The organism is Pantoea sp. 18059 (assembly GCF_902706165.1).
Taxonomy (GTDB): Bacteria; Pseudomonadota; Gammaproteobacteria; order Enterobacterales; family Enterobacteriaceae; genus Pantoea; species Pantoea agglomerans.
Map to the genome: position 1 here is coordinate 1,096,494 of NZ_CACSJS010000001.1, position 21,188 is coordinate 1,117,681.

18 protein-coding genes and 1 tRNA gene are annotated in these 21,188 nt (G+C 54.0%); 6 read left to right on the plus strand and 13 right to left on the minus strand.

What is annotated here, in order from left to right:
• Window positions 1-11: 11 nt before the first annotated feature.
• From cheW to otsB, 8 genes are all read right to left on the minus strand, one after another.
• Window positions 12-509 carry a chemotaxis protein CheW gene (gene cheW / locus GVJ63_RS05165; protein WP_010258541.1) on the minus strand — a complete coding sequence of 166 codons (498 nt, stop codon included), beginning with the start codon at window positions 507-509 and terminating at the stop codon, window positions 12-14.
• A 23-nt stretch (window positions 510-532) separates the two neighbouring features.
• Window positions 533-2,515, minus strand: a complete 1,983-nt coding sequence (gene cheA / locus GVJ63_RS05170; protein ID WP_022625500.1) for a chemotaxis protein CheA — start codon at window positions 2,513-2,515, stop codon at window positions 533-535.
• An 11-nt stretch (window positions 2,516-2,526) separates the two neighbouring features.
• On the minus strand, window positions 2,527-3,468 hold the full coding sequence (gene motB, locus GVJ63_RS05175) for a flagellar motor protein MotB (protein WP_159226498.1): 942 nt from the start codon (window positions 3,466-3,468) through the stop codon (window positions 2,527-2,529).
• Window positions 3,465-4,352, minus strand: a complete 888-nt coding sequence (gene motA / locus GVJ63_RS05180; RefSeq protein WP_003849139.1) for a flagellar motor stator protein MotA — start codon at window positions 4,350-4,352, stop codon at window positions 3,465-3,467. Before motA ends, motB begins: the two co-directional genes overlap by 4 nt.
• A 133-nt stretch (window positions 4,353-4,485) precedes the next feature.
• Complete coding sequence (gene flhC, locus GVJ63_RS05185) at window positions 4,486-5,064, minus strand: flagellar transcriptional regulator FlhC (protein ID WP_010258532.1); 579 nt, start codon at window positions 5,062-5,064, stop codon at window positions 4,486-4,488.
• Window positions 5,061-5,414, minus strand: coding sequence for a flagellar transcriptional regulator FlhD (flhD, locus tag GVJ63_RS05190; RefSeq protein ID WP_010258528.1), 354 nt, complete (start codon window positions 5,412-5,414; stop codon window positions 5,061-5,063). The genes flhC and flhD overlap by 4 nt, the downstream gene beginning before the upstream one ends.
• 1,018 nt (window positions 5,415-6,432) lie before the next feature.
• Window positions 6,433-7,869 carry an alpha,alpha-trehalose-phosphate synthase gene (gene otsA, locus GVJ63_RS05195; RefSeq protein WP_060680405.1) on the minus strand — a complete coding sequence of 479 codons (1,437 nt, stop codon included), beginning with the start codon at window positions 7,867-7,869 and terminating at the stop codon, window positions 6,433-6,435.
• A complete protein-coding gene (gene otsB, locus GVJ63_RS05200) occupies window positions 7,866-8,654 on the minus strand; it encodes a trehalose-phosphatase (RefSeq protein ID WP_064691411.1) in 789 nt (262 codons plus the stop codon). The genes otsA and otsB overlap by 4 nt, the downstream gene beginning before the upstream one ends.
• Window positions 8,655-9,107: 453 nt before the next feature.
• Between otsB and eptA the strand changes: the two genes are divergently transcribed.
• The 6 genes from eptA to GVJ63_RS05230 all read left to right on the plus strand — a co-directional run bounded on the left by eptA (window position 9,108) and on the right by GVJ63_RS05230 (window position 14,293).
• Window positions 9,108-10,736 (plus strand): phosphoethanolamine transferase EptA, encoded by a 1,629-nt coding sequence (eptA, locus tag GVJ63_RS05205; protein ID WP_159226616.1) that lies wholly within the window; start codon window positions 9,108-9,110, stop codon window positions 10,734-10,736.
• Complete coding sequence (pmrA, locus tag GVJ63_RS05210) at window positions 10,736-11,416, plus strand: two-component system response regulator PmrA (RefSeq protein ID WP_010670822.1); 681 nt, start codon at window positions 10,736-10,738, stop codon at window positions 11,414-11,416. The genes eptA and pmrA overlap by 1 nt, the downstream gene beginning before the upstream one ends.
• Complete coding sequence (gene pmrB, locus GVJ63_RS05215; protein ID WP_010258517.1) at window positions 11,413-12,471, plus strand: two-component system sensor histidine kinase PmrB; 1,059 nt, start codon at window positions 11,413-11,415, stop codon at window positions 12,469-12,471. Before pmrA ends, pmrB begins: the two co-directional genes overlap by 4 nt.
• Window positions 12,472-12,781: 310 nt before the next feature.
• Window positions 12,782-13,348, plus strand: coding sequence for a flavin reductase family protein (locus GVJ63_RS05220; protein WP_031594590.1), 567 nt, complete (start codon window positions 12,782-12,784; stop codon window positions 13,346-13,348).
• 59 nt (window positions 13,349-13,407) lie between these two features.
• Window positions 13,408-13,941: a peptide-methionine (S)-S-oxide reductase MsrA gene (msrA, locus tag GVJ63_RS05225; protein WP_010670823.1), complete on the plus strand. Its 534-nt coding sequence runs from the start codon at window positions 13,408-13,410 to the stop codon at window positions 13,939-13,941.
• Window positions 13,942-14,205: 264 nt separating this feature from the next.
• Window positions 14,206-14,293, plus strand: a tRNA-Ser gene (locus GVJ63_RS05230).
• A 169-nt stretch (window positions 14,294-14,462) separates the two neighbouring features.
• Here the strand turns inward: GVJ63_RS05230 and phoH are convergent.
• The 5 genes from phoH to putP form a co-directional block, all read right to left on the minus strand.
• Window positions 14,463-15,251 carry a phosphate starvation-inducible protein PhoH gene (gene phoH / locus GVJ63_RS05235; RefSeq protein WP_010258505.1) on the minus strand — a complete coding sequence of 263 codons (789 nt, stop codon included), beginning with the start codon at window positions 15,249-15,251 and terminating at the stop codon, window positions 14,463-14,465.
• A 571-nt stretch (window positions 15,252-15,822) separates the two neighbouring features.
• Window positions 15,823-17,100: an iron uptake transporter deferrochelatase/peroxidase subunit gene (gene efeB, locus GVJ63_RS05240; RefSeq protein ID WP_159226499.1), complete on the minus strand. Its 1,278-nt coding sequence runs from the start codon at window positions 17,098-17,100 to the stop codon at window positions 15,823-15,825.
• Between the two features lie 2 nt (window positions 17,101-17,102).
• Window positions 17,103-18,218: an iron uptake system protein EfeO gene (gene efeO / locus GVJ63_RS05245; protein ID WP_010670825.1), complete on the minus strand. Its 1,116-nt coding sequence runs from the start codon at window positions 18,216-18,218 to the stop codon at window positions 17,103-17,105.
• A gap of 52 nt (window positions 18,219-18,270) precedes the next feature.
• Window positions 18,271-19,095: an iron uptake transporter permease EfeU gene (gene efeU / locus GVJ63_RS05250; protein WP_031593440.1), complete on the minus strand. Its 825-nt coding sequence runs from the start codon at window positions 19,093-19,095 to the stop codon at window positions 18,271-18,273.
• A 189-nt stretch (window positions 19,096-19,284) separates the two neighbouring features.
• A complete protein-coding gene (gene putP / locus GVJ63_RS05255; RefSeq protein WP_010670826.1) occupies window positions 19,285-20,769 on the minus strand; it encodes a sodium/proline symporter PutP in 1,485 nt (494 codons plus the stop codon).
• Between the last annotated feature and the right edge of the window lie 419 nt (window positions 20,770-21,188).

Genomic DNA, 21,188 nt, shown 5'->3' on the forward strand with positions numbered 1-21,188 from the left:
GGATGATTCAATTACGCGCTACGCAGGTTATCCACCAGCGCCATCTCGTCGCTGCTCAGCAGCTTCTCAATGTCGACCAGAATCAGCATGCGATCGCCCAGCGCACCCAGACCGGTCAGGTACTCGGTGGACATGGTCACAGCGAACTCTGGTGAAGGACGGATCTGATCCTGGGTCAGCGACAGCACATCAGAGACGCCGTCAACCACAATACCGACCACGCGATTTTCCAGATTCAGCACGATAACCACGGTGTTTTCATTGTACTCAACATCGGGTTGCGCAAACTTCACGCGCAGATCGATAATCGGCACGATTACGCCGCGCAGGTTAGTGACGCCGCGGATAAATTCAGGGGTATTTGCGATACGCGTTACCTGATCGTAACCGCGAATTTCCTGAACTTTGAGGATATCGATGCCGTACTCTTCGTCGCCCAGCGTGAAGACCAGAAACTCCTGACCCACAGTTTCGCCAGCGATTTTTGTCACGGTTGCCATTCCATTCATGTTATTTACCCTTTCGTTATCAATCAGGCGGCAGCGCCAGCCACACGTTTTTCACGGTTAAGTGATTGCAGTGCTGAAACATCAACAATCAGCGCCACGCTACCATCGCCAAGAATGGTGGCGGCAGAGATGCCCGGCACTTTGCGATAGTTACTTTCCAGGTTCTTCACCACCACCTGATGCTGGCCAATCAGCTGATCGACCAGTAGCGCGTAACGTTTGCCCGCGCTTTGCAGGATTACCACGATGCCCTGAGTGGCCTCGGTTTTGGCATCCTGCACATCAAAGACGTTCCACAGCTCGACCAGTGGCAGATATTCGCCACGCACTTCCAGCACGCACTCGCCACCGGCCAGCGGTTTCAGCTCTTCGGCGCGCGGTTGCAGCGACTCCATCACCGCATTCAGCGGCAGAATAAAGACTTCATCGGCCACACGAACGGACATCCCATCAAGGATGGCCAGGGTCAGCGGCAGCAGGATACGAATGGTGGTGCCTTTGCCCTGCTTCGAGGCGATTTCGACGTGACCGCCCATCTCCTGAATATTTCGTTTCACCACGTCCATACCGACGCCGCGTCCTGAAACATCCGTCACCTGCTCTGCGGTGGAGAAGCCCGGTGCGAAGATCAGCATGCCGACCTCTTCGTCGCTCATGTTCTCGTGAACCGGCAGGCCCGATGAGAGGGCTTTAGCCAGAATACGTTCACGGTTCAGACCGGCACCATCATCAGACACTTCAATGCAGATGTTGCCGCCCTGATGTTCCGCTGAAAGCGTCAGGTTACCGGTTGCCACTTTACCGGCCACCAGACGTTTCTCTGGCGTTTCGATACCGTGGTCAAGACTGTTACGCACCAGGTGCGTTAATGGATCGATGATGCGTTCAATCAGGCTCTTATCGAGTTCGGTTGAGCTGCCCAGCAGCGTCAGTTCGACCTCTTTGCCGAGTTTGCTGGCCAGGTCACGCACCAGACGCGGGAAGCGGCTGAAGACATATTCCATTGGCATCATACGAATCGACATCACCGATTCCTGCAGATCGCGGGCGTTACGCTCCAGCTGACCCATGCTGTTCAGCAGGTCGCCGTGCGCGACCGGATCGAGTTCGCCGGAACGCTGAGCGAGCATTGACTGGGTAATGACCAGTTCGCCCACCAGGTTGATCAGCTGATCGACTTTCTCTACCGCAACACGGATGCTGGTGGATTCGCTCGATTTGGCAGGTGCCGCGACGCGCTTACTTTCACGCTTCACTGCGGCCACCGGCAGTTCGGTGACGGTGGCGGTGTGAACGTCTTCCACCACCGGTTCGGCCTCGGCTGCAACAGCAGCTGGCGCGGCAACGGCTTCGTCTGCTGCCGGGAAGCGGATCTGTGCTTCGTCGATGACGAAGCAGAGCACCGCCACGATGTCATCTTTACCGACGCCATCAATGCAGACATCCAGCGTGGTGCTGCCTTTCTGTACGTTGGTCAGGGTGCCGAGATTACTCATCTCTTCCAGCATCAGATCGACCTCTTTCTCTTTGAGATCGATCAGCTGTACACGCAGGCCGCTGGTGCTGGCCGGTTCTGCGCTGGCAGTGGCAACACTGGCCGGAACATCAACCGGCAGACCTTTGGCCTCTAGCGCCAGCTGGCGCAGCGCTTCACAGATATATTTGAAGCTTTCCGCGTTAGGCTCCTGCGCGGTTTTATAAGCATCGAGCTGTTCCTGCATAATATCTTTGGTTTCCAAAAACAGGTTGATGATGTCGGTGCTGAGCTGCATCTCGCCGCGACGAGCACCATCCAGAATGTTTTCCAGGATATGAGTCGTTTCCTGTAATACCGTAAAACCAAAGGTTCCGGCCCCACCCTTAATGGAGTGAGCGGCACGGAAGATGGCGTTAAGCTGTTCCGAATCTGGCTCCTGCGGGTCTAAGCCCAACAGGTGTTGTTCCATATCCGCTAATAGCTCATCGGCTTCATCAAAAAACGTCTGGTAAAAATCGCTGATGTCCATACTCACGGGAATCACCTCGGCTGTGAGGGGGCTGCTGTATTCACCGCGCCGCCTGGTGTTGCAGGTGCGGTAATCTGTTCAATGGCCGCCGGATCGCTGATCTGGACGGCATCACTTTCTGCGTTCTCTTTTTCTATTGCCGCTTCGGTGTCGTGGTTCAACACCAGCAGGCTGATGCGGCGGTTAACGGCGTCATTACCGCCACGATTTTTCAGGCGCATGGTGTCGGCCATACCCAACACCCGTAAAATTTTTCCGCTGTCTAAGCCGCCCATCACCAGTTCACGGCGTGAGGCGTTAGCACGGTCTGTCGACAGTTCCCAGTTGCTGTAGCCTTTGTCACCGCTGGCATACTGAAAATCATCGGTATGTCCGGCCAGGCTGATGCGGTTCGGAATGTCGTTAAGGACTGGCGCTATCGCACGCAGAATATCGCGCATATAGGGCTCAACCTCGGCCCGACCGGTCTTAAACATCGGGCGATTCTGGCTGTCGATAATCTGAATACGCAGCCCCTCTTCCACCATGTTGATGATCAGATGCGGGCGCAGCGCTTTCAGACGCGGATCCGCTTCAATCAGCTGGTCGAGCTTTTCACGCAGCCGGTTAAGACGAATCTCATCCAGCTTGCGTTTCTGGGCGTCCATATCGACGACTTTGTTCACTTCGCCAATCTTTTTGGTCGGATCATCACCGCCGCCGGGGATCGGGCTCTCGCTGTTGCTGCTGCGCGCCCCGCCGGTAATCGCTACCTTCAGCGGTGTTTTGAAGTAGTCTGCTATCTGCACCAGCTCCTGCGGGTTGGCGATTGAGAGCAGCCACATCACCATAAAAAAGGCCATCATCGCCGTCATAAAGTCGGCGTAGGCAATCTTCCACGATCCGTGGCTGCCTTCATGGCCTTTATGTTTGCGCTTTTTGATCAGCACAATTGGGCGATTGCCGTGTTTCATGAAGCCTCGTCTGAAGTCTGTTTAGCCGGGTTCTTGGCGTTACGTACGTGCTCTTCCAGTTCGCTGAACGACGGACGCTCGGCGGAATAGAGCGTCTTACGACCAAATTCCACCGCAATCTGCGGCGCGTAACCATTCAGGCTCGACAGCAATGTCACCTTAATGCACTGCATCATCTTGGTGGTTTCCGCACACTTCTGACGCAGCACTGACGAGAGTGGAGAGACAAACCCGTAGGCCAGCAGGATGCCCAGGAAGGTGCCCACCATCGCATGCGCGACCAGCGCACCGAGTTCAGCGGCTGGACGATCGGCCGAAGCCAGTGCATGGACCACGCCCATTACCGCGGCGACGATACCGAATGCCGGAAGACCATCACCCACTGCAGCAATACTTTGCGCTGGTACGTCACACTCGTGTTCGTAGGTCTCAATCTCTTCATCCATCAACGCTTCGATTTCAAAAGCGTTCATGTTGCCGCTCACCATCAGGCGTAAATAGTCAGTAATAAAATCCACTAACTGTTTATCGGCAAGAATGCGGGGATAATTAGCAAAAATTTCACTCTGGCTGGGATCTTCAATATCGCGTTCCAGCGATAACATGCCCTGCTGACGCGACTTCGCCATCAGGCGATAAAGCAGCGCCATCAAATCCATGTAAACCGCTTTGTTGTACTTGGAGCCGCGAAATAACTTAGGCAGCGCCTTCAGCGTTTTTTTAATCGACTTACCGTTGTTGCCGACTAAAAAAGCACCGGCACCGGCACCGCCGATCATTAATAATTCGGCTGGCTGATAAAGCGCGCCCAGATGGCCACCTACCAGCGCATATCCGCCCAACACGGAGCCTAAAACAATCAGGTAACCTATAATTATCAGCACAAAAAAATCCTTACGTCCGTAACGTGTTGGTGGAAGTTAAGCCAGAGAGCCGCAGATGTTATTCCTGAACCGCAAGCAAAAAAAAAGCAGCGGTATTAACCGCTGCTGGATGGCTTCCACAGTGCGAACAAACTTAAACGGCGTGTTTAACCTGTTCATCCAGCAGTTGTGGAAACATATCGGCAGGTTCTGCAGAAAGTTTACGTCTTTTTACTGCCCGTGATGGTGGCTGGCACAGGCTGCAGGTAAAGCTGCCAACCGGCTGATGCGCATGATTAATAAAGCTGCCGTTGCAGCTTTTACAATCTGCCAGTTCCAGCATACCGCTATCAACGAATCGGACCAGGGTCCAGGCACGAGTCAGCGCCAACAGCGGGCCCTCGTCCGATTGAGGACACTGTTCAAGATACAGGCGGTAAGCTTTAATCACGGCATCGACGCCGCTGCACAACCCGGTTTTCAGCAAAAACTTCCAGGCGTTACAGAACATAGAAGCATGAATGTTCTGCTCCCACGTCATAAACCAGTCCGTAGAGAACGGCAGCATACCTTTCGGTGGCGGACTGCCACGTAATTCTTTATAGAGCTTAATGAGACGACCGCGGCTCAGCTGGGTTTCGCTCTCAAGCATCTGTAAGCGGGCACCTAATGTAATGAGCTCCATCGCGAGATGAATATCACGTGCTTCCTGAACAATACTTTTCTCACTCATGACATTGCTCTCTTTTTAGCAGGTGCATCATCTTTAGACGCATTACGCAGTAAACGGCTCGATAATAAAATGCCGGTGTGGATTTGTTGTAAATCATCCACGCGTGATTCCTGCGTCAGGCGATTAATGGTGCTGCTATCGGTAAAACGAAACTGGCAAACCAGTTGATTGGTTTCCGCCATTTTTACCATCTCAGGCAATGTTAATTCAGATAATGCATTCGCCATTTTCTCGTCAATTCCGAGGCGAAACATTGCAGAAGCTTTATCCTGGTTAATTAAACGCTGCGCAAGCAGTAAATAAGACAAGTTGAGATCGTAAATATGTTTCAGTACTTCAGAGGTGCCCATTATTTTTCCATCCTGAGAGATGCGACGTAACTGTATCGCAGAATAAATCTGCGGTTCGAGCTGCTGTTTGTTAAATCAAAAGATGGCAAAAAAAACTTCACGTAACGTTAATGTCACCGTTTTCGCCTTCCATTTTTGTGTGGGTTTCAGACCCACCGAAGGTCGAAAATCCATGCCATTTTATTTTCGAGTTCTGGACATCTTCCGTGACGTCTTCTTACATTTTTTAGGACTATTCCGAAAACAACGCAAATCTATATCGTCTGATTTCGACATACAACGACAGTGATGTGAAATTTTAGATAAAGTGTGACGCAGATCACACTTTTAACGCAAATTTCTTCAGCAACCCTTTACCATTACTTACCGACTGGTCATTTTTTGAGCAAAAAAGCCCGATTTTAAGTCCAATTGGTCCTGAGAAAGGTTTAATAGGGGGTAAAAGCATCGCTATTCGACGCTTTGCGCAGTCCGGAATGAATATCGGGTGTTAATCGTTTTAACACCCTATTTAGAACCACCCAAAGAAAGGTTGTCAGCATATTATGCTGCTGCGACCTTCAGGTATTTGCTTTTAAATTAGTTACTTAAGGGGAGTATCGCAGAGGGTGAGTAATGAAAGCGTTAAGGTTTATACGGCAGCAGGTCAGATTTCTGGCAACCTGACGTTAACAGTGGTGGCGGGGTGTACAGACTCTGAATCCCACTGTAACAAGGGGTTATATAAGAAAGTCGAATGAATTAACGAAGGGTTATGCGTTGGCACTATCACTATCGGCAGCCTGAAGAGAAACTTGAGTTAAGAAGGTAAAGAAAGCGGCAGGGGCTGACAGGACGGGGATTTCCGGGCTTACCTGCATTTATCGGGCCACTCCGGGCAGCCACTGACGTTATCAGCGTAGAATCGTAGCAAACGGTCATCAACAGATAGCAGGCAAGTTTTCTGTGACCTGGGCCGAAAAAAAACAGCGACGCCGTAGAGGCGCCGCTGCTTTCATAACCTGAGTCAGAACAGATATCAGGCGAGTTTTGGGAAGGTCGCGACCTTGTTAACCGTGTTGTGGTCAACGCTGCGCGGTTCAATGCGCTCCAGGTCTTTCAGGAAGCCTTCACGCCAGGCGGTAATATCATTTTTACGCAATACCGCCATCATGTCGTTGTAGCGTGAAATCCTTTCGGTACGCGGCATAGTAATCGCCCTATCCAGCGCGGCTGCCACTTCATCACGGTCATACGGATTTACAATCAGCGCGGAGGTGAGCTCGTTAGCCGCACCCGCAAAGCGCGACAGCACCAGTACACCGGGATCATCCGGGTCCTGCGCAGCCACGTACTCTTTCGCCACCAGGTTCATACCGTCACGCAGCGGCGTAACCAGACCGACATCGGTCAGACGGAAGATTTTCATCAGCAGGCGACGGTCAAAATGCTGGTTAAGGTAGTAGAGCGGGGTCCAGCCCAGCGTACCGTATTTACCGTTGATGCGCCCTGCTTCGGTCTCCAGCTGATGACGGATATCCTGATACGCCTGCACATCGCCGCGCGAGGTCGGTGCAATCTGCGAGTAGCGAATTTTGCCGCGATGCTGCGGGAAGTTCTCCAGCAGCGCTTCATAGGCAAGAAAACGCTCAGGCAGACCTTTGGAATAGTCGAGACGTTCGCAGGCAATAATATTGCGTGCATCGCCCAGCTCTTTCTTCATGGCGGCCATTTTTGGTGGCAGCGGCCCTTCGGCCATCTCTTTAATACTGTCTGGCTCAATCCCGATAGGATAAACCTCAGTCATAAAGGTGTTGCCAAAGGCGCGATGTTTTTTGTCGCCCTTATTCTGCAACTGTGTAAGCTGGCTGACGCTGTCGAGGAAGGCCACCCGATCCGATTCGGTCTGGAAACCCAGCAGGTCATATTCGCACAGCATTTCCAGAAGCTCTTTGTGCGGCGGCAGCGCATTAAATATTTCAGGCGTCGGGAACGGAATATGCAGGAAGAAGCCGATGCGGTTATTAATGCCCGCCCGACGCAACGCGGCTGCAAACGGTAAAAAGTGATAATCGTGGATCCAGACAATATCATCCGGCTTGATCAGCGGTTTTAAACGCTGTGCCACCGCATCGTTAACGTCGCAATACCCTTCCCACGCTTCCCGCTGGAACTGAACCAGGTCAAGGCGATAATGGAATGCGGGCCAGATGACAGTGTTTGAGAACTGGCAATAGTAGAGATCGTAATCGTTCTGGCTCAGCGGGAACGAGGCATACTCAATACCTTCATGTTCCTGAACCGTGACTTCTTCTACCTCTTCGCCTGTGTACTCGCTGATTTCACCGTTCCAGCCAAACCACAGTCCACCGGTGCTTTTCAGTGCATCGAGAATACCGACGGCCAAACCGCCAGCGCTGGTTTTTGACCCATCGGGCATGGCGACACGGTTAGATACAACCACTAAACGACTCATAACCTAAACTCCTTACCGACGTTGTCTTGATCTGATAGTAATAATGTTCTTTCCAGCCAGCCGTAAACCGCATCGACATCATGAAGCCGATAATGGGCCTGGGTGGAACCTTCTCCGACTTTGATCGAGACGCCCTGCCGTGCGTTCACGGCCAGAAAGCCCTTCTCATCCGTCAGATCGTCGCCAATAAAGACCGGCGTACGTCCGGCAAAAGGGGGCTGCTGCATAAAGTCGCTGATTGCGGCGCCTTTATCGATACCTGCCGGTTTAATCTCTACCACACATTTCCCCGGCTGAAGCGCCAGTCCGGGAAAACGTTTCACTGACTGTTCAGCCAGTCGCATCACATCCTGCTCATGCTGCATCGCCTGGCGGTAGTGAAGTGCGAAAGCCATGCCTTTTACCTCCAGCTGGGTGCCAGGCCAGGATGCCATAGCATTCTGCAATTCCGCCCTGAGCGATTGCTCCACCTCGACCGGCAGGCTGATGCGTTGCAGATTACCCTCTGCATCACGGCGCTCTGCACCATGTACGCCCGCAGCCGGGCCGTGCCAGGGAGCGGCCAGCGCATCGAGTTGTTCTATAGGTCTGCCGGAGACCAGCGCCAGCGCGCCCTGCGAGAGTGCAGAGAGCTGCTGCAGTTGCGCGATGACCTGCTCAGGAATAAATACCGCTTCGGGACGGGACTGAATCGCTGCCAGCGTGCCGTCGACATCAAAAAAGAAGGCGTACTGCCCGCCGCTTAATGTCGGGTACCTGGCATGGGTGTCTGCCGCTTGGGTCACGTTACTTCTCCTGAAAATCGAATTTTAATAAAACATTGAGTTAAAACAAGAATGTCCTGACGCAGTCAGGTCAGCAAGCGGGAAATTCTGATAAAGCGGTGATTGAGGGATAAAACGCGGTAACGGGATAGGTCACTCTCCTCAAACTTGCAAGCGCATTGCTGACAATACTGGCTAACTGAGAACATCTTCACAGTAAGTGTAGTCATTAACAGGGGTTATGCCAGAAAGATGCAGGTTTCATGCCAGCCGCTGCGGCTAAGTCAGCATAAAAGCACCATTCAATTCTGCTTCGCTTCTGATGTTCAGGCCGGACACGATCCGCTGCTGACTGGAGTCACGCACGTATCGCACCCGGCAGAGTCGGCCCCCCCAAAGCTTAAGGCTCTTAAGGTATTCCTAATATTGAAAGCGCATTCTCGTGACACTTTTATTACTCTGGTTCCTGCTCACATGGCGTTTACCCTGAAGAGGCCGCTGATTAGCCGCCTTACGTTGCTGATTCTGGCTGCGGTTTACATCGCGGTTTTCCTTAACGTTGCCTATTACCGTCAGGTGCTGGCGGTGATGCCGCTGAACGACCTGCACACCACGCTGGTCTTTTTATCGATGCCGCTGGTCGCCTTTAGCGTGATCAATATCGTGATTACGCTGGCCTCGTTTATCTGGCTGGATCGGCTGCTGGCCGCGCTGTTTATTCTGCTCTCCGCCTCGGCACAGTTCTTTATTCACACCTATAACATCGTGGTCGATCGCTCGATGATCACCAACATGATGGATACCACCGCCTCGGAATCTTTTGCGCTGATTACGCCACAGCTGCTTGTAACCCTGCTCACCTCGGGCGTGCTGATGACGTTGCTGCTGTTCTGGCCGCGAATCAAAAAACAGCAGTGGCGTGGCGTGCTGGCGCGACTGCTCAGCGTATTGCTGTCAGCGGCGCTGATTGTGCTGATCGCCCTGCTCTTTTATAAAGATTACGCTTCGCTGTTCCGTAACAACCGCGAACTGGTAAAAGCGCTGAGCCCCTCTAACAGCATCGCGGCGACGCTCTCCTGGTATAAGCATGAGCAGTTGCAGAACGCGCCGCTGATACGCATCGGTGAAGATGCGCACCTGCAGCCCAGCCGCAGCAGTGGCAAACCTAACCTGACGATTCTGGTGCTGGGCGAAACCTCGCGTGCGCAAAATTTCTCGCTGGGCGGTTACGGTCGTTTGACCAATCCCTTGCTGGCGAAAGATGATGTGATCTATTTCCCGCACACCACCTCGTGCGGAACGGCGACGGCGGTTTCCGTGCCCTGCATGTTCTCCAACATGCCGCGCGCCCACTATGATGATGTGCTGGCCGCCCATCAGGAGGGATTGCTGGATATTATTCAGCGCGCCGGGATCAGCGTGTTGTGGAATGAGAACGATGGGGGCTGTAAAGGGGCCTGCGATCGCGTTCCGCATCAGGACATGACCAGCCTGAACCTGCCCGGCATGTGTATTGACGGTGAGTGTTACGACGACGTGCTGTTCCACGGTCTGGATGAGTACATCAGTCAGTTAAAAGGCAACGCGGTGATTGTGCTGCACACCATTGGCAGTCATGGCCCGACTTACAGCCATCGCTATCCGCCACAGTTTCGTCAGTTTGAACCGACCTGCGACACCAACCAGATTCAGGACTGTTCGCAACAACAGTTGATCAACACCTATGACAATACGCTGGTCAATGTGGATCACATCGTCGATAAAGCCATTAACGTACTGCGTGCACATCAGGACCGCTTCACCACCAGCCTGGTCTATCTGTCTGACCACGGCGAATCCCTGGGTGAAAATGGTGCTTACCTGCATGGCCTGCCCTATGCTATCGCGCCGGACACCCAGAAACATGTGCCGTTGCTGATCTGGCTTTCCGATGATTATCAGAAACGTTATGCGGTTAATCGCGGCTGTCTGAATAAACTGGCGGCGACAGACGATTTTTCACAGGATAATGTGTTTTCAACCATGCTGGGATTAACCGGCACCGCGACCCACGAATATGTGCCTGCGGATGATATTTTGACGTCGTGTCGGAGCCAACCTTAATGAAGATACTGATTGTTGAAGATGATGCCTTGCTGCTGCAGGGTCTGATGCTGGCACTGGAAGGCGAAGGCTATGTCTGTGATGGCGTTACGCGGGTGCGGGATGCTGAAGCGCATTTCGCCAGCGGCCTGTATAGCCTGGTGGTGCTGGATCTTGGCCTCCCGGATGAAGATGGACTGCATTTTCTGATACGACTGCGGCGGCAGAAGAAGATGACGCCGGTGCTGATCCTGACCGCACGCGACACCATCAGCGAACGCATTGCCGGACTCGACGCAGGCGCCGACGACTATCTCATCAAACCGTTCTCGCTGGATGAGTTGCTGGCGCGGATCCGCGCCCTGATCCGCCGCCACGTCAATCAGGGCGACAGTCATGTCAGAGTGGGTGCGCTGGCGCTGGATATGACCCATCGCCAGATTACGCTCAGCGACGTACTGCTGGATCTGACACCCAAAGAGTTTGCGATTCTGTCACGGCTGATGCTCAAGGCCGGGAATCCGGTTCACCGTGAAATTCTCTACCAGGATATCTATAACTGGGAGACCGAGCCTTCTACTAATACCCTGGAAGTGCATATCCATAATCTGCGCGACAAAATCGGCAAAAGCGCTATCCGCACCGTGCGCGGTTTTGGCTATGCGCTGGTGACGCAGGATGGCGTTCGTGAGGCAACATGATAAGACGTTTCGATCATCGCAGTATGCGCTTTCGTCTCATCCTGACCATCGGTCTGATCCTGCTGGTTTTCCAGGTGATCAGCGTGGTCTGGCTGTGGCATGAGAGCAAAGAGCAGATTCAGTTTCTGGTGGAAGCGCAGCTGCAGAAGCGCAACATGGACAGTCACGTTAAGCGTGAAGTGCATGAAGCGGTAGCCAGCCTGGCGGTGCCAAGTCTGGTGATGATTACCCTGACGCTGCTGCTCTGCTATCAGGCGGTGAAGTGGATTACCCGGCCGCTTTATCAGCTGCAGCGTGAACTGGAGAGTCGCAGCGAAGAGAATCTTGATCCCGTCGCCTGCCACAGTCAGGTTCAGGAGATCGATGCGGTGACGCAGGCGATAAACCAGCTGGTCGCGCGTCTGAACAGCAGTCTGGAGCGCGAACGGCTGTTCACCGCCGACGTGGCACATGAGCTGCGCACGCCGCTGGCGGGATTGCGGCTGCATCTGGAGTTAATCGAACGTAACAGCGATGTCAAAGTTCAGCCGCTGGTGCAGCGCCTGGATCAGATGACGCACAGCGTGTCGCAGCTGCTGAATCTGGCGCGCGCCGGACAGTCCTTTACCTCTGGCACCTATCAGAACGTGGGGCTGATTGAAGATGTGATCCTGCCAATGGAGGCAGAGCTGAGTATCATGCTGGAGGCGCATCAGCAGACGCTGGTGCTCGATCTGCCGCAGGAGCAGTTTGTGCGCGGTGATGCCACGCTGCTGAAAATGTTGCTGCGTAACCTGGTTGAGAACGCCCATCGCTACAGCCCGGATAACAGCACCATCAGTGTACAGCTGGTGTTAGCTCCTCAGCCGATGCTGGTGGTGGAAGATCAGGGTCCGGGAATTGATGAGAGTAAAAGTGGCGAGCTGAGTAAAGCGTTTATCCGGATGGACAGTCGCTACGGCGGTATCGGACTCGGGCTGAGCATCGTCAGCCGCATCGTCCAGTTACACCGGTTTCAGTTTTTCTTAGAGAACCGCCGCGACCGAAGCGGTTGTCGTGCCGTGGTGAAGTTTTAAGCGCTGAACCAGGCGGAGAGGAACAGAACGACCGTAGCTGCGGCAATCAGCAGTGCAGCATATTCACTCATCGGACGCGGAGCAGTCACAGACAGGGCAACAGGAGCAGTTTTCATAGCATCATCCTCAGTTAAAGCAGGCAGTATCGCGATTGCATATTAAGGAAACCTTAAGCTCGCGACACTGCCGCTAAAAATGTCTGCGCTGCCAGACGCCGCCATCAACCTCGCATTTCTGCCCGCTGACACGCCTGCTGCATCCGCCCGGTGCTCTACACTTAATGGCTACGTTCCGTTTCAGGAGTTACGCCATGAGCCAACGCATGCACAAATATGCTTTTCCGGTCAGCAAAGCCCGCAAATACCTTGAACCCGGACCGGTGCTGCTGCTCAGTTCGCAGTACGGAGATCAACATGACATCATGACGCTCGGCTGGCACACGGTGCTGGAGTTTTCTCCGTCACTGGTCGGCTGCATGATTGCCGGTATGAACCACAGCCATGAGCTGATCCGCAACAGCGGTCAGTGCGTGCTGAACATTCCTTCTGCCTCGCTGATTGATGAAGTTGTGGCAATCGGCAACAGCCACGGCGACAGCATTGATAAGTTTGAGGCCTTTGGCCTGACGCCGGAACCCGCTCAGGTGGTTGGCGCGCCGATGATTGCCGAATGTTTTGCCAGCTTTGAGTGTCAGCTTTATGACGATTCGATGGTCGCTAACTACAACCTGTTTATTTTTGAGATTGTTAAAGCGCACGTCGCCGAGCAGCCGGAATACCCCACTACCCTGCACTACACTGGCGAAGGCCGGTTCAGCGTGATGAGCGACAAAATACTGGATAAGAGCGGCGATTTTAAACCGGAGATGCTGATCTAGTTGAAAGCGCTCTTCTGCGCCCCCATTCACCTCTTTCGACCTGACAGGAGTAAATTATTATGGCAATCGAATACGCAGTTATCGCTGGCGGCTGTTTCTGGTGTACCGAAGCGGTATTTAAGGATGTGATCGGCGTAGAGTCGGTAGAAAGCGGTTATACCGGCGGTGCTCGTCCTAATCCGACTTATGAGCAGGTCTGCAGCGGTGCGACCGGTCATGCGGAAGCGATCCGCATTGGCTTCGACCCGGATAAAGTCAGCTTTGGCGATCTGCTGGATATCAGCTTTGTGACGCATGATCCGACCCAGCTTAACCGTCAGGGTAATGATATTGGCACCCAGTATCGTTCCGCCATTTTCCCGGCCAATGCAGAGCAGGAAGCGGAAGCACGCGCCGCCATTGCCCGCGCTCAGGCTGACCATGATGTGCCGGTGGTGACCACCATTGAGCCGCTGAAAGAGTGGTATCCCGCTGAAGCTTATCATCAGGATTACTGGGAAGGCGCGGGCCAGCGCAACGGCTACTGCATGGCGGTCATTCCACCGAAATTGCAGAAGCTGCGGAAAAGTTTCGCTAACAGAGTAAAGAGCTGATTCCGGCATCAGTCGGGGCAGCGTCTGACCAGTAACGAGGCTGAGAACGCCGCCCCGAGTTATTTGCTGCTATAAAACTCACCTGACCGGGCTCATCAGTTTGGCGGGATGTGGCCGATAAAACGGCGGGTTTTATGCCGCAGTAAATCAATTCGTTCAGAGCTTAAGCGAATAGATCAAAAGAGAAAAATAGTGCTTGACCGTTTTCAGTCGACTCCCTATAGTACCGCCCCGTTGACCCATCGCGGTCAGCGAAGTAAATCTGGTGAGGTGTCCGAGTGGCTGAAGGAGCACGCCTGGAAAGTGTGTATACGGCAACGTATCGAGGGTTCGAACCCCTCTCTCACCGCCATCTTCAAAGAAGAGCCTGAACTTTTGTTCAGGCTCTTTTTTTTGCATATTTCACGCTGAGAGAGTGTGATAACCCCCGCCGGGGAACGACCGCGGGCGCAGTCCTGCCCCACAATAAGAAAACCCGGCCGGAGCCGGGTTTGGGCGCTACACTTCTACTCAATCAAACGCTAGCTATACGCGTGCAGGGTGCGCTGACACAGCGCAGAACGCACACAATCTTCTTTGCCGAAGCGTACAATGCCAACCATCTCGTCCTCTTCGAAACGCGCCAGCGCGTCTGCGAGACCGGAAGGCACCCCAGCGGGCAAGTCGCACTGGGTAATATCGCCGTTAACAATGACCGTGACGTTTTCGCCCAGTCGGGTCAGGAACATTTTCATCTGCGCGGCGGTGACGTTCTGCGCCTCGTCCAGAATTACCACAGCATTTTCGAAGGTGCGACCACGCATATAGGCGAACGGTGCAATCTCTACCTTGGCAATTTCCGGACGCAGACAATATTGCATAAAGGATGCGCCAAGACGTTTAACCAGAATGTCATAAACCGGGCGGAAATAAGGCGCGAATTTCTCAGAAATATCGCCGGGAAGGAATCCCAGATCCTCATCTGCCTGCAGTACCGGGCGCGTAACGATAATCCTGTCGATATCCTTATTAATCAGGGCCTCAGCCGCTTTTGCGGCACTGATCCAGGTTTTACCGCACCCGGCTTCACCGGTTGCGAAGATCAGCTGTTTTCTCTCTATGGCGTTAAGATAGTGCGCCTGAGCTTCATTACGGGCTTCAATTGGCAACCGGTCACGCGTATCGCGCGCCATGCCAATGGCATCCAGTCCACTCATATGCACCAGCGAAGTGACCGACTCTTCTTCACGCTGACGATGACTTCTTGAGTCACTACGAAGCACTCTTCTTGCTTCACGACGCGCTTTGATCACTGCTTTCTGTCTTCCCATAGTGGCACCTTTCAGTTGGTTTCATTTCCTGCGTCAGGCCGGTGGCCCGTTGCGATAACGTGAACGCTTTAGAGGTTTCAGTTGGCTTCCTTTTGAGCCATGACAGGACAGGATAGTGGGTATGCAGCAGCGCAATAGCGTAGCTGAACACCGGATAAAACAGGATGCGATAAAACAAAAGAGATGGTTGAAGGAAGGAAGAAATAACGAGGCAGAATTGCCCTCGCGGTCAGGCGCAATCTATTTACTGACAGTGACTTTCCATTAAAGACTCGACCCATGCGCGAACTCCAGTGTGATACATCAACACATCCGATTACGCCTGTTTAATAAAGTGCACCATTTTGTTGGGCCTTTGCAATAGTAATTTTACCTGCTGGCAAAAGAATTGCTAATCACGTGTATGTATTTCTTTTAAGGCAAAATGTAAAATCTTTTAATTACAGTGTATTAGCTTATTTTATATATGCCAGACAACCGCTAAAACTCAGTTTAACCTCAGCCAGCAAAGCACGAAAACCGTAAAACGTGGGCGACCAGAACAGGTACGCCCACAGTGGTTGAATTTTAATCAGGCTTCCAGCAACGACTGCGCTAAATAATGGCTGGCGTCTGGTACACCGGGCAAAACAAAAAAGTAACCGCCACCAAAAGGCCGGATATATTCTTCCAGCGCTTCGCCATTCAGGCGTCGCTGCACCGTAAGAAAGCCGCGTTCCAGATCGTGCTGATAGCAGACGAACAGCAACCCCATCTCCAGCTGTCCCGATGCAGAGATACCCGCGGAGTAACTGTAGCCGCGCCGCAGCATCAGGCTGCTTGCCGTCTCTGGCGTGCGGGGGTTGGCAAGACGGATGTGCGCATCCAGCGCAATCACTTCGCCGTCCGGATCACGGGCGTAATCCGGAACGTCGCGCTCATGCTGCATCCCCAGCGGCGCGCCACTTAATTTCTCGCGACCAAAGATAGTCTGCTGCTCGCCCAGCGGCGTGCGATCCCACATTTCGACGTGAAAGCGGATTAACCGTACAGCCTGATAGCTGCCATTGCGCGCCCAGACCGGTTCGTCCTGATCGTCGGTCACCCACAGCAGCTGATTCATCAGAGCAGGGTTGTGGGTATCCGGATTGGCGGTGCCATCTTTGAAACCCAGCAGGTTGATCGGGGTCTCCTGCCCCTGACTGCGCGCGGCGTGATCGGAGATAAAGCCTTCGCGCCGCCAGCGTACGCCAAGCAGGTCAGGCGTATGTTTGATGATATCCCGCAGGGCATGAATCACCGTATCCTGAGTGTTGGCACAGAGCTGAAACAGCAGATCGCCATGACACTGACTGGCATCCAGCGAATCATTGGGAAAGCGAGTCATCGGCTGCAATTTTTTCGGTTTGTGCGGCGCCAGACCAAAGCGTTCATCAAACAGTGAATTGCCGACCGACACGGTAATCGTCAGATTATCAGGCGCGATAGTCGCCCCAAGAATGCCGGAATCCATTGGCGGCAACCGCGGATTGGTGACTACCGGTGCCGGACCGCCCGTGGTCAGGAAGGCAATACGCTGGGTCAGCAACCGGAACAGACGCACCAGCTCCACTTTATCGCTGCTGAGCAGATCAAACGCCACCAGCATCATCGATGCCTGCTGTGGCGTCGTGATACCTGCCTGATGCTGACCATAAAACGGCTGCATCTGCTGTCGGGCCTGCGGCGTAACCGTCCCCGGCGAAAAGCTGTCGGCGGCGGCTGCATGGAACGGACAGCCGCCGCTCAGCGCTGCCGCGCCACCCAGCAGCCCCAGCCCTTTTAGTAACCGACGACGCGCAGGCTGCGCGTCATCTTCCTTGCGACTCATGATTAATCCAGACCCAGGGTGCCACGAAGTAATGAAAGATCTTCCGCCAGTGCGGTGATCGGTCCTTTCAGCGCGTTACGGTCGGCGCTGGTCAGTTTCTCATAGGATTCAAAACCGGTTTGGGTGCGGTACTTACTCAGGATCGCATCCACTTTTTTGAAGTTGGCGTCAACCTTGGCCAGCAACTGCGGGTTCGCTTTGCTTACCATGGGTCGCAGCAGATCGACAATTTTCTGCGCGCCATCAATGTTCGCCTGGAAGTCCCACAGGTCAGTCCGGCTGTAGCGATCTTCTTCACCGGAAATTTTGCTGGAAGCGACCTCTTCAATCAGGCCGGCTGCGCCGCCGACCACTTTGGCTGGCGGGAAGGCCAGTTCGCTGATGCGCACCTGCAAATCTTTCACATCTTTATTCAGCTGCTCAGCGTAGTCCGCCATGCCTTTCGTGCTGTTATCAGCAAACAGCGCTTTCTCCAGACGGTGGAAACCGGTGAACTTAGGATCGGCCGCTTTTTTCTCATAGTCATCTTCACGGGCGTCAATGCTGCCGTCGAGATCGGAGAAGAGCTCAGCAATCGGCTCAATGCGCTCATAATACTGACGGGTCGGAGCAAACAGCGCTTTGGCTTTTTCAACATCACCCGCTTTAACGGCGTCAGTAAAGGCCTGGGTGTTGCTCACCAGCTGGTTCACCTGGTCGGTCACATAGGCTTTATATTCGGTGATCGGGCCTTCCAGCTGCATACGTGCTGAGGTGCCACTTTTCGCCGCGCCCTCACCGGCTTGCACAATCAGCTTGCCTTTTGGATTGCTCAGCAGCCCACAGGTCATCTCATATTCGCCCGCCTCCAGATTGGCGGTCAGTTTCTGACTGAAGCCCGGCGCGATATTCTCACGCTCTTCAACCACCATCACGCCTTTGAGGATCTCCCACTCCAGCGCTTTCTGGCTGTTGTTTTTAATCAGGAACTGGGTCTTACCGGCCTTGACCGTTAAGCTCATCGGCTCGCACTGCTTGTCGGTGACGCTTACGGTAACCTGAGGAACCGCCGCGGCCGCCGTTGCGGAGATCGCCAGCAGAGGAAGCAGCAGTGCCTTGCGGCGGAAACGCATTGTCATCTCTCTTTCCCTATCATGTTGCAGGCGTAAGATGCGCCCGTTAAATGTCAAATTACACAGTGGCCGACGCAGCAGAACGCGCAGGCATAAAGAACAGAATCAGAGCCGGGATCAGGTAGGCGAAGTAAACGGTCACTTCACTGACGCTTGGGGTCTCCTGATAACCCAGCACCCCTTCCAGCAGGGTGCCGAACAGCGAATGGGTCGATAAGGTATTGCTGAGATCGAAGGCGACATCCTGAAAGCGATTCCATAAACCCGCTTCGTGGAAGGCGCGGATGGCGCCCGCTGCCAGACCCGCGGCGACAAACAGGATGAATACGCTGGTCCAGCGGAAGAAATGGGCCATGTTAAGACGGATACCGCCCCAGTAGAGCAGCATGCCCAGCACGACCGCGGTTGCCAGACCCAGCACCGCGCCAATCGGCGGCGCATAACCGACATCCTGGGTAAACGCCGCCAGCAGGAAGAACACCGACTCCAGCCCTTCGCGCGCCACGGCAAGAAACACCATTAGCACCAGCGCCAGACCGCCACGACCTGAGCGTTGCAGCGCCTGATCGACCGCCTGTTCAAGCTCGACCCTGATGTTGCGGGCGACTTTGCGCATCCAGAAAACCATTGAGGTGAGGATCACCACCGCAATCAGCGCCACGATGCCCTCAAACAGCTCCTGCTCTTTCTGCGGGAACTCACCGGTGGTGGCATTGATGAACAGACCCAGGCCCAGACAGAGCCCGGCGGCAATAAACACGCCAGCCCACATCGCGGGAAACCATTGGGTGCGCTGGGTGCGTTTGAGATAGCTGGCTATCAGGCTGACTATCAGCGCGGCTTCAAGCCCTTCGCGCAGCATGATGAGAAAAGGAACAAACATCGCCAACCTCTTGAATGTTAAGCAGCGTCAATAAACAGTAAAATAAGGTAAAGTGTAAACGATACCGATTATCATTATCGCTGAGAAAAAAACAAGTTGCCGGTGGAGATAATTTCATCTTTGAGTGGTTTATCTTTGTAACAAAAAAGCCCGCCCCTTTCGGGACGGGCCAGGCGATTAACGCCTCGCTTATTTTGTCTGGAACTCCGCCTCTGCAGCGGCAAAGCGCTGCTGCGCTTCTGCTGATGGCTCACGGCCCATCAGCGTGAACACTACAATGGCGATGCTGGCGAAAATGAAGCCCGGGATGATTTCATACAGTCCCAGCCAGCCATACTGTTTCCACACCAGCACGGTCAGCGCACCGACGATCATGCCCGCCAGCGCACCGTTGCGGTTCATCCGCTTCCAGCAGACACCAAACAGCACCACCGGACCAAACGCCGCACCGAAGCCCGCCCAGGCGTAGCTCACCAGGCCCAGCACGCGGTTTTCCGGGTTAGCCGCCAGCGCGATCGCAATCAGCGCCACCAGCAGCACCATCAGACGCCCTACCCATACCAGCTCTTTCTGGCTGGCATTTTTACGCAGTAAGCCTTTGTAGAGATCTTCGGTCAGGGCGCTGGAGCAGACCAGCAGCTGACAGCTCAGCGTTGACATCACGGCTGCCAGGATCGCTGACAGCAGAATACCGGCAATCCACGGGTTGAACAGGATACGCGCCAGCTCGATAAAGACCCGCTCCGCATTGGCGTTAACGCCAACCGCCAGCGTCGGGTTGTTCTGGAAGTAGGCAATACCGAAGAAGCCCACCGCCACGGCACCGGCCAGACAGAGCACCATCCAGGTCATACCGATACGGCGAGCGGTACGGATTGAACGATGCGAATCCGCCGCCATAAAGCGCGCCAGAATATGGGGCTGCCCGAAGTAGCCCAGGCCCCAGCCGAGCAGGGAGATCACCGCGACGAAGTTCAGTCCCTTCAGCATGTCGAGGTTTTCCAGGCTCTTCGCTTCAATCACCGCCAGCGAATCAGACCAGCCGCCGACCGCGATAATCACAAACACTGGCGTCAGGATCAGCGCAAAAATCATCAGGCTCGCCTGAACGGTATCGGTCCAGCTCACCGCCAGGAAACCGCCCACCAGCGTATAGAGAATGGTCGCCGCTGCACCCGCCCACAGAGCGGTCTGGTAACTCATACCAAAGGTGCTTTCAAACAGACGCGCACCGGCTACCACGCCTGAGGCGCAATAGATGGTGAAGAATACCAGGATCACAATGGCGGAGATCACGCGCAGGATTTTACTGTGGTCCTCAAAGCGGCTGGTAAAGAAGTCCGGCAGCGTCAGGGCGTTGTTGTGATGTTCAGTCTGAACCCGCAGGCGACCGGCCACGATTTTCCAGTTCAGCCAGGCACCGATCGTCAGGCCAATCGCAATCCAGCTTTCAGAGATACCGGAGATGAAGATCGCACCCGGTAAGCCCATCAGCAGCCAGCCGCTCATATCGGATGCACCGGCAGAGAGTGCTGTGACCACGCTACCCAGACTGCGGCCACCGAGGATGTAATCATCAAAGTTTTTGGTCGAGCGATAAGCCACAAACCCGATTAATACCATCCCAAGAATATAAACCAAAAAGGTCACCAGCAAAGGTGTACTTACACTCATCTGTCTCTCCACTTATTATTTGATATCCCAGAGAAATCGCCAGCTACCCGCCTGCCGGAACGGGGCAAAGCGGGCCGATTTTCTTCGTCAGGGCGTCACTCATTTCCCAGCGGCGCGGTATCCTGCCGGAAAGGCGTTGTGCGCACAATGGATTTAACACAGGCGTTACAGTGATTTCACTAACCGTTTGTGAAAACGTGCTCATAGGTTGCACTCGCTCACAGTTATCCGGTTGCACCGTCGTATTACCTGTCTGAAACCCGCTTTTCATCGGGTCTGCCAGCCTGGCGAGGATCTTGCAGCAATATCCGTGCCGCATTGCGGGATTTAACAATCGTCGACGTTAAAAGGGTGTTAACTGGCTCACATTTAACACGGTTGCACAAAGTTGCAACTTAAGTGATAGTGCAGCCAACGCC

Excerpts from the sequence above, each read along its gene's own strand:
- cheW (WP_010258541.1), bottom strand. The coding sequence starts at position 509 with ATGAATGGAATGGCAACCGTGACAAAAATCGCTGGCGAAACTGTGGGT.
- cheA (WP_022625500.1), bottom strand. The coding sequence starts at position 2,515 with ATGGACATCAGCGATTTTTACCAGACGTTTTTTGATGAAGCCGATGAG.
- motB (WP_159226498.1), bottom strand. The coding sequence starts at position 3,468 with ATGAAACACGGCAATCGCCCAATTGTGCTGATCAAAAAGCGCAAACAT.
- flhC (WP_010258532.1), bottom strand. The coding sequence starts at position 5,064 with ATGAGTGAGAAAAGTATTGTTCAGGAAGCACGTGATATTCATCTCGCG.
- flhD (WP_010258528.1), bottom strand. The coding sequence starts at position 5,414 with ATGGGCACCTCTGAAGTACTGAAACATATTTACGATCTCAACTTGTCT.
- otsA (WP_060680405.1), bottom strand. The coding sequence starts at position 7,869 with ATGAGTCGTTTAGTGGTTGTATCTAACCGTGTCGCCATGCCCGATGGG.
- eptA (WP_159226616.1), top strand. The coding sequence starts at position 9,108 with ATGGCGTTTACCCTGAAGAGGCCGCTGATTAGCCGCCTTACGTTGCTG.
- pmrA (WP_010670822.1), top strand. The coding sequence starts at position 10,736 with ATGAAGATACTGATTGTTGAAGATGATGCCTTGCTGCTGCAGGGTCTG.
- pmrB (WP_010258517.1), top strand. The coding sequence starts at position 11,413 with ATGATAAGACGTTTCGATCATCGCAGTATGCGCTTTCGTCTCATCCTG.
- GVJ63_RS05220 (WP_031594590.1), top strand. The coding sequence starts at position 12,782 with ATGAGCCAACGCATGCACAAATATGCTTTTCCGGTCAGCAAAGCCCGC.
- msrA (WP_010670823.1), top strand. The coding sequence starts at position 13,408 with ATGGCAATCGAATACGCAGTTATCGCTGGCGGCTGTTTCTGGTGTACC.
- phoH (WP_010258505.1), bottom strand. The coding sequence starts at position 15,251 with ATGGGAAGACAGAAAGCAGTGATCAAAGCGCGTCGTGAAGCAAGAAGA.
- efeB (WP_159226499.1), bottom strand. The coding sequence starts at position 17,100 with ATGAGTCGCAAGGAAGATGACGCGCAGCCTGCGCGTCGTCGGTTACTA.
- efeO (WP_010670825.1), bottom strand. The coding sequence starts at position 18,218 with ATGACAATGCGTTTCCGCCGCAAGGCACTGCTGCTTCCTCTGCTGGCG.
- efeU (WP_031593440.1), bottom strand. The coding sequence starts at position 19,095 with ATGTTTGTTCCTTTTCTCATCATGCTGCGCGAAGGGCTTGAAGCCGCG.
- putP (WP_010670826.1), bottom strand. The coding sequence starts at position 20,769 with ATGAGTGTAAGTACACCTTTGCTGGTGACCTTTTTGGTTTATATTCTT.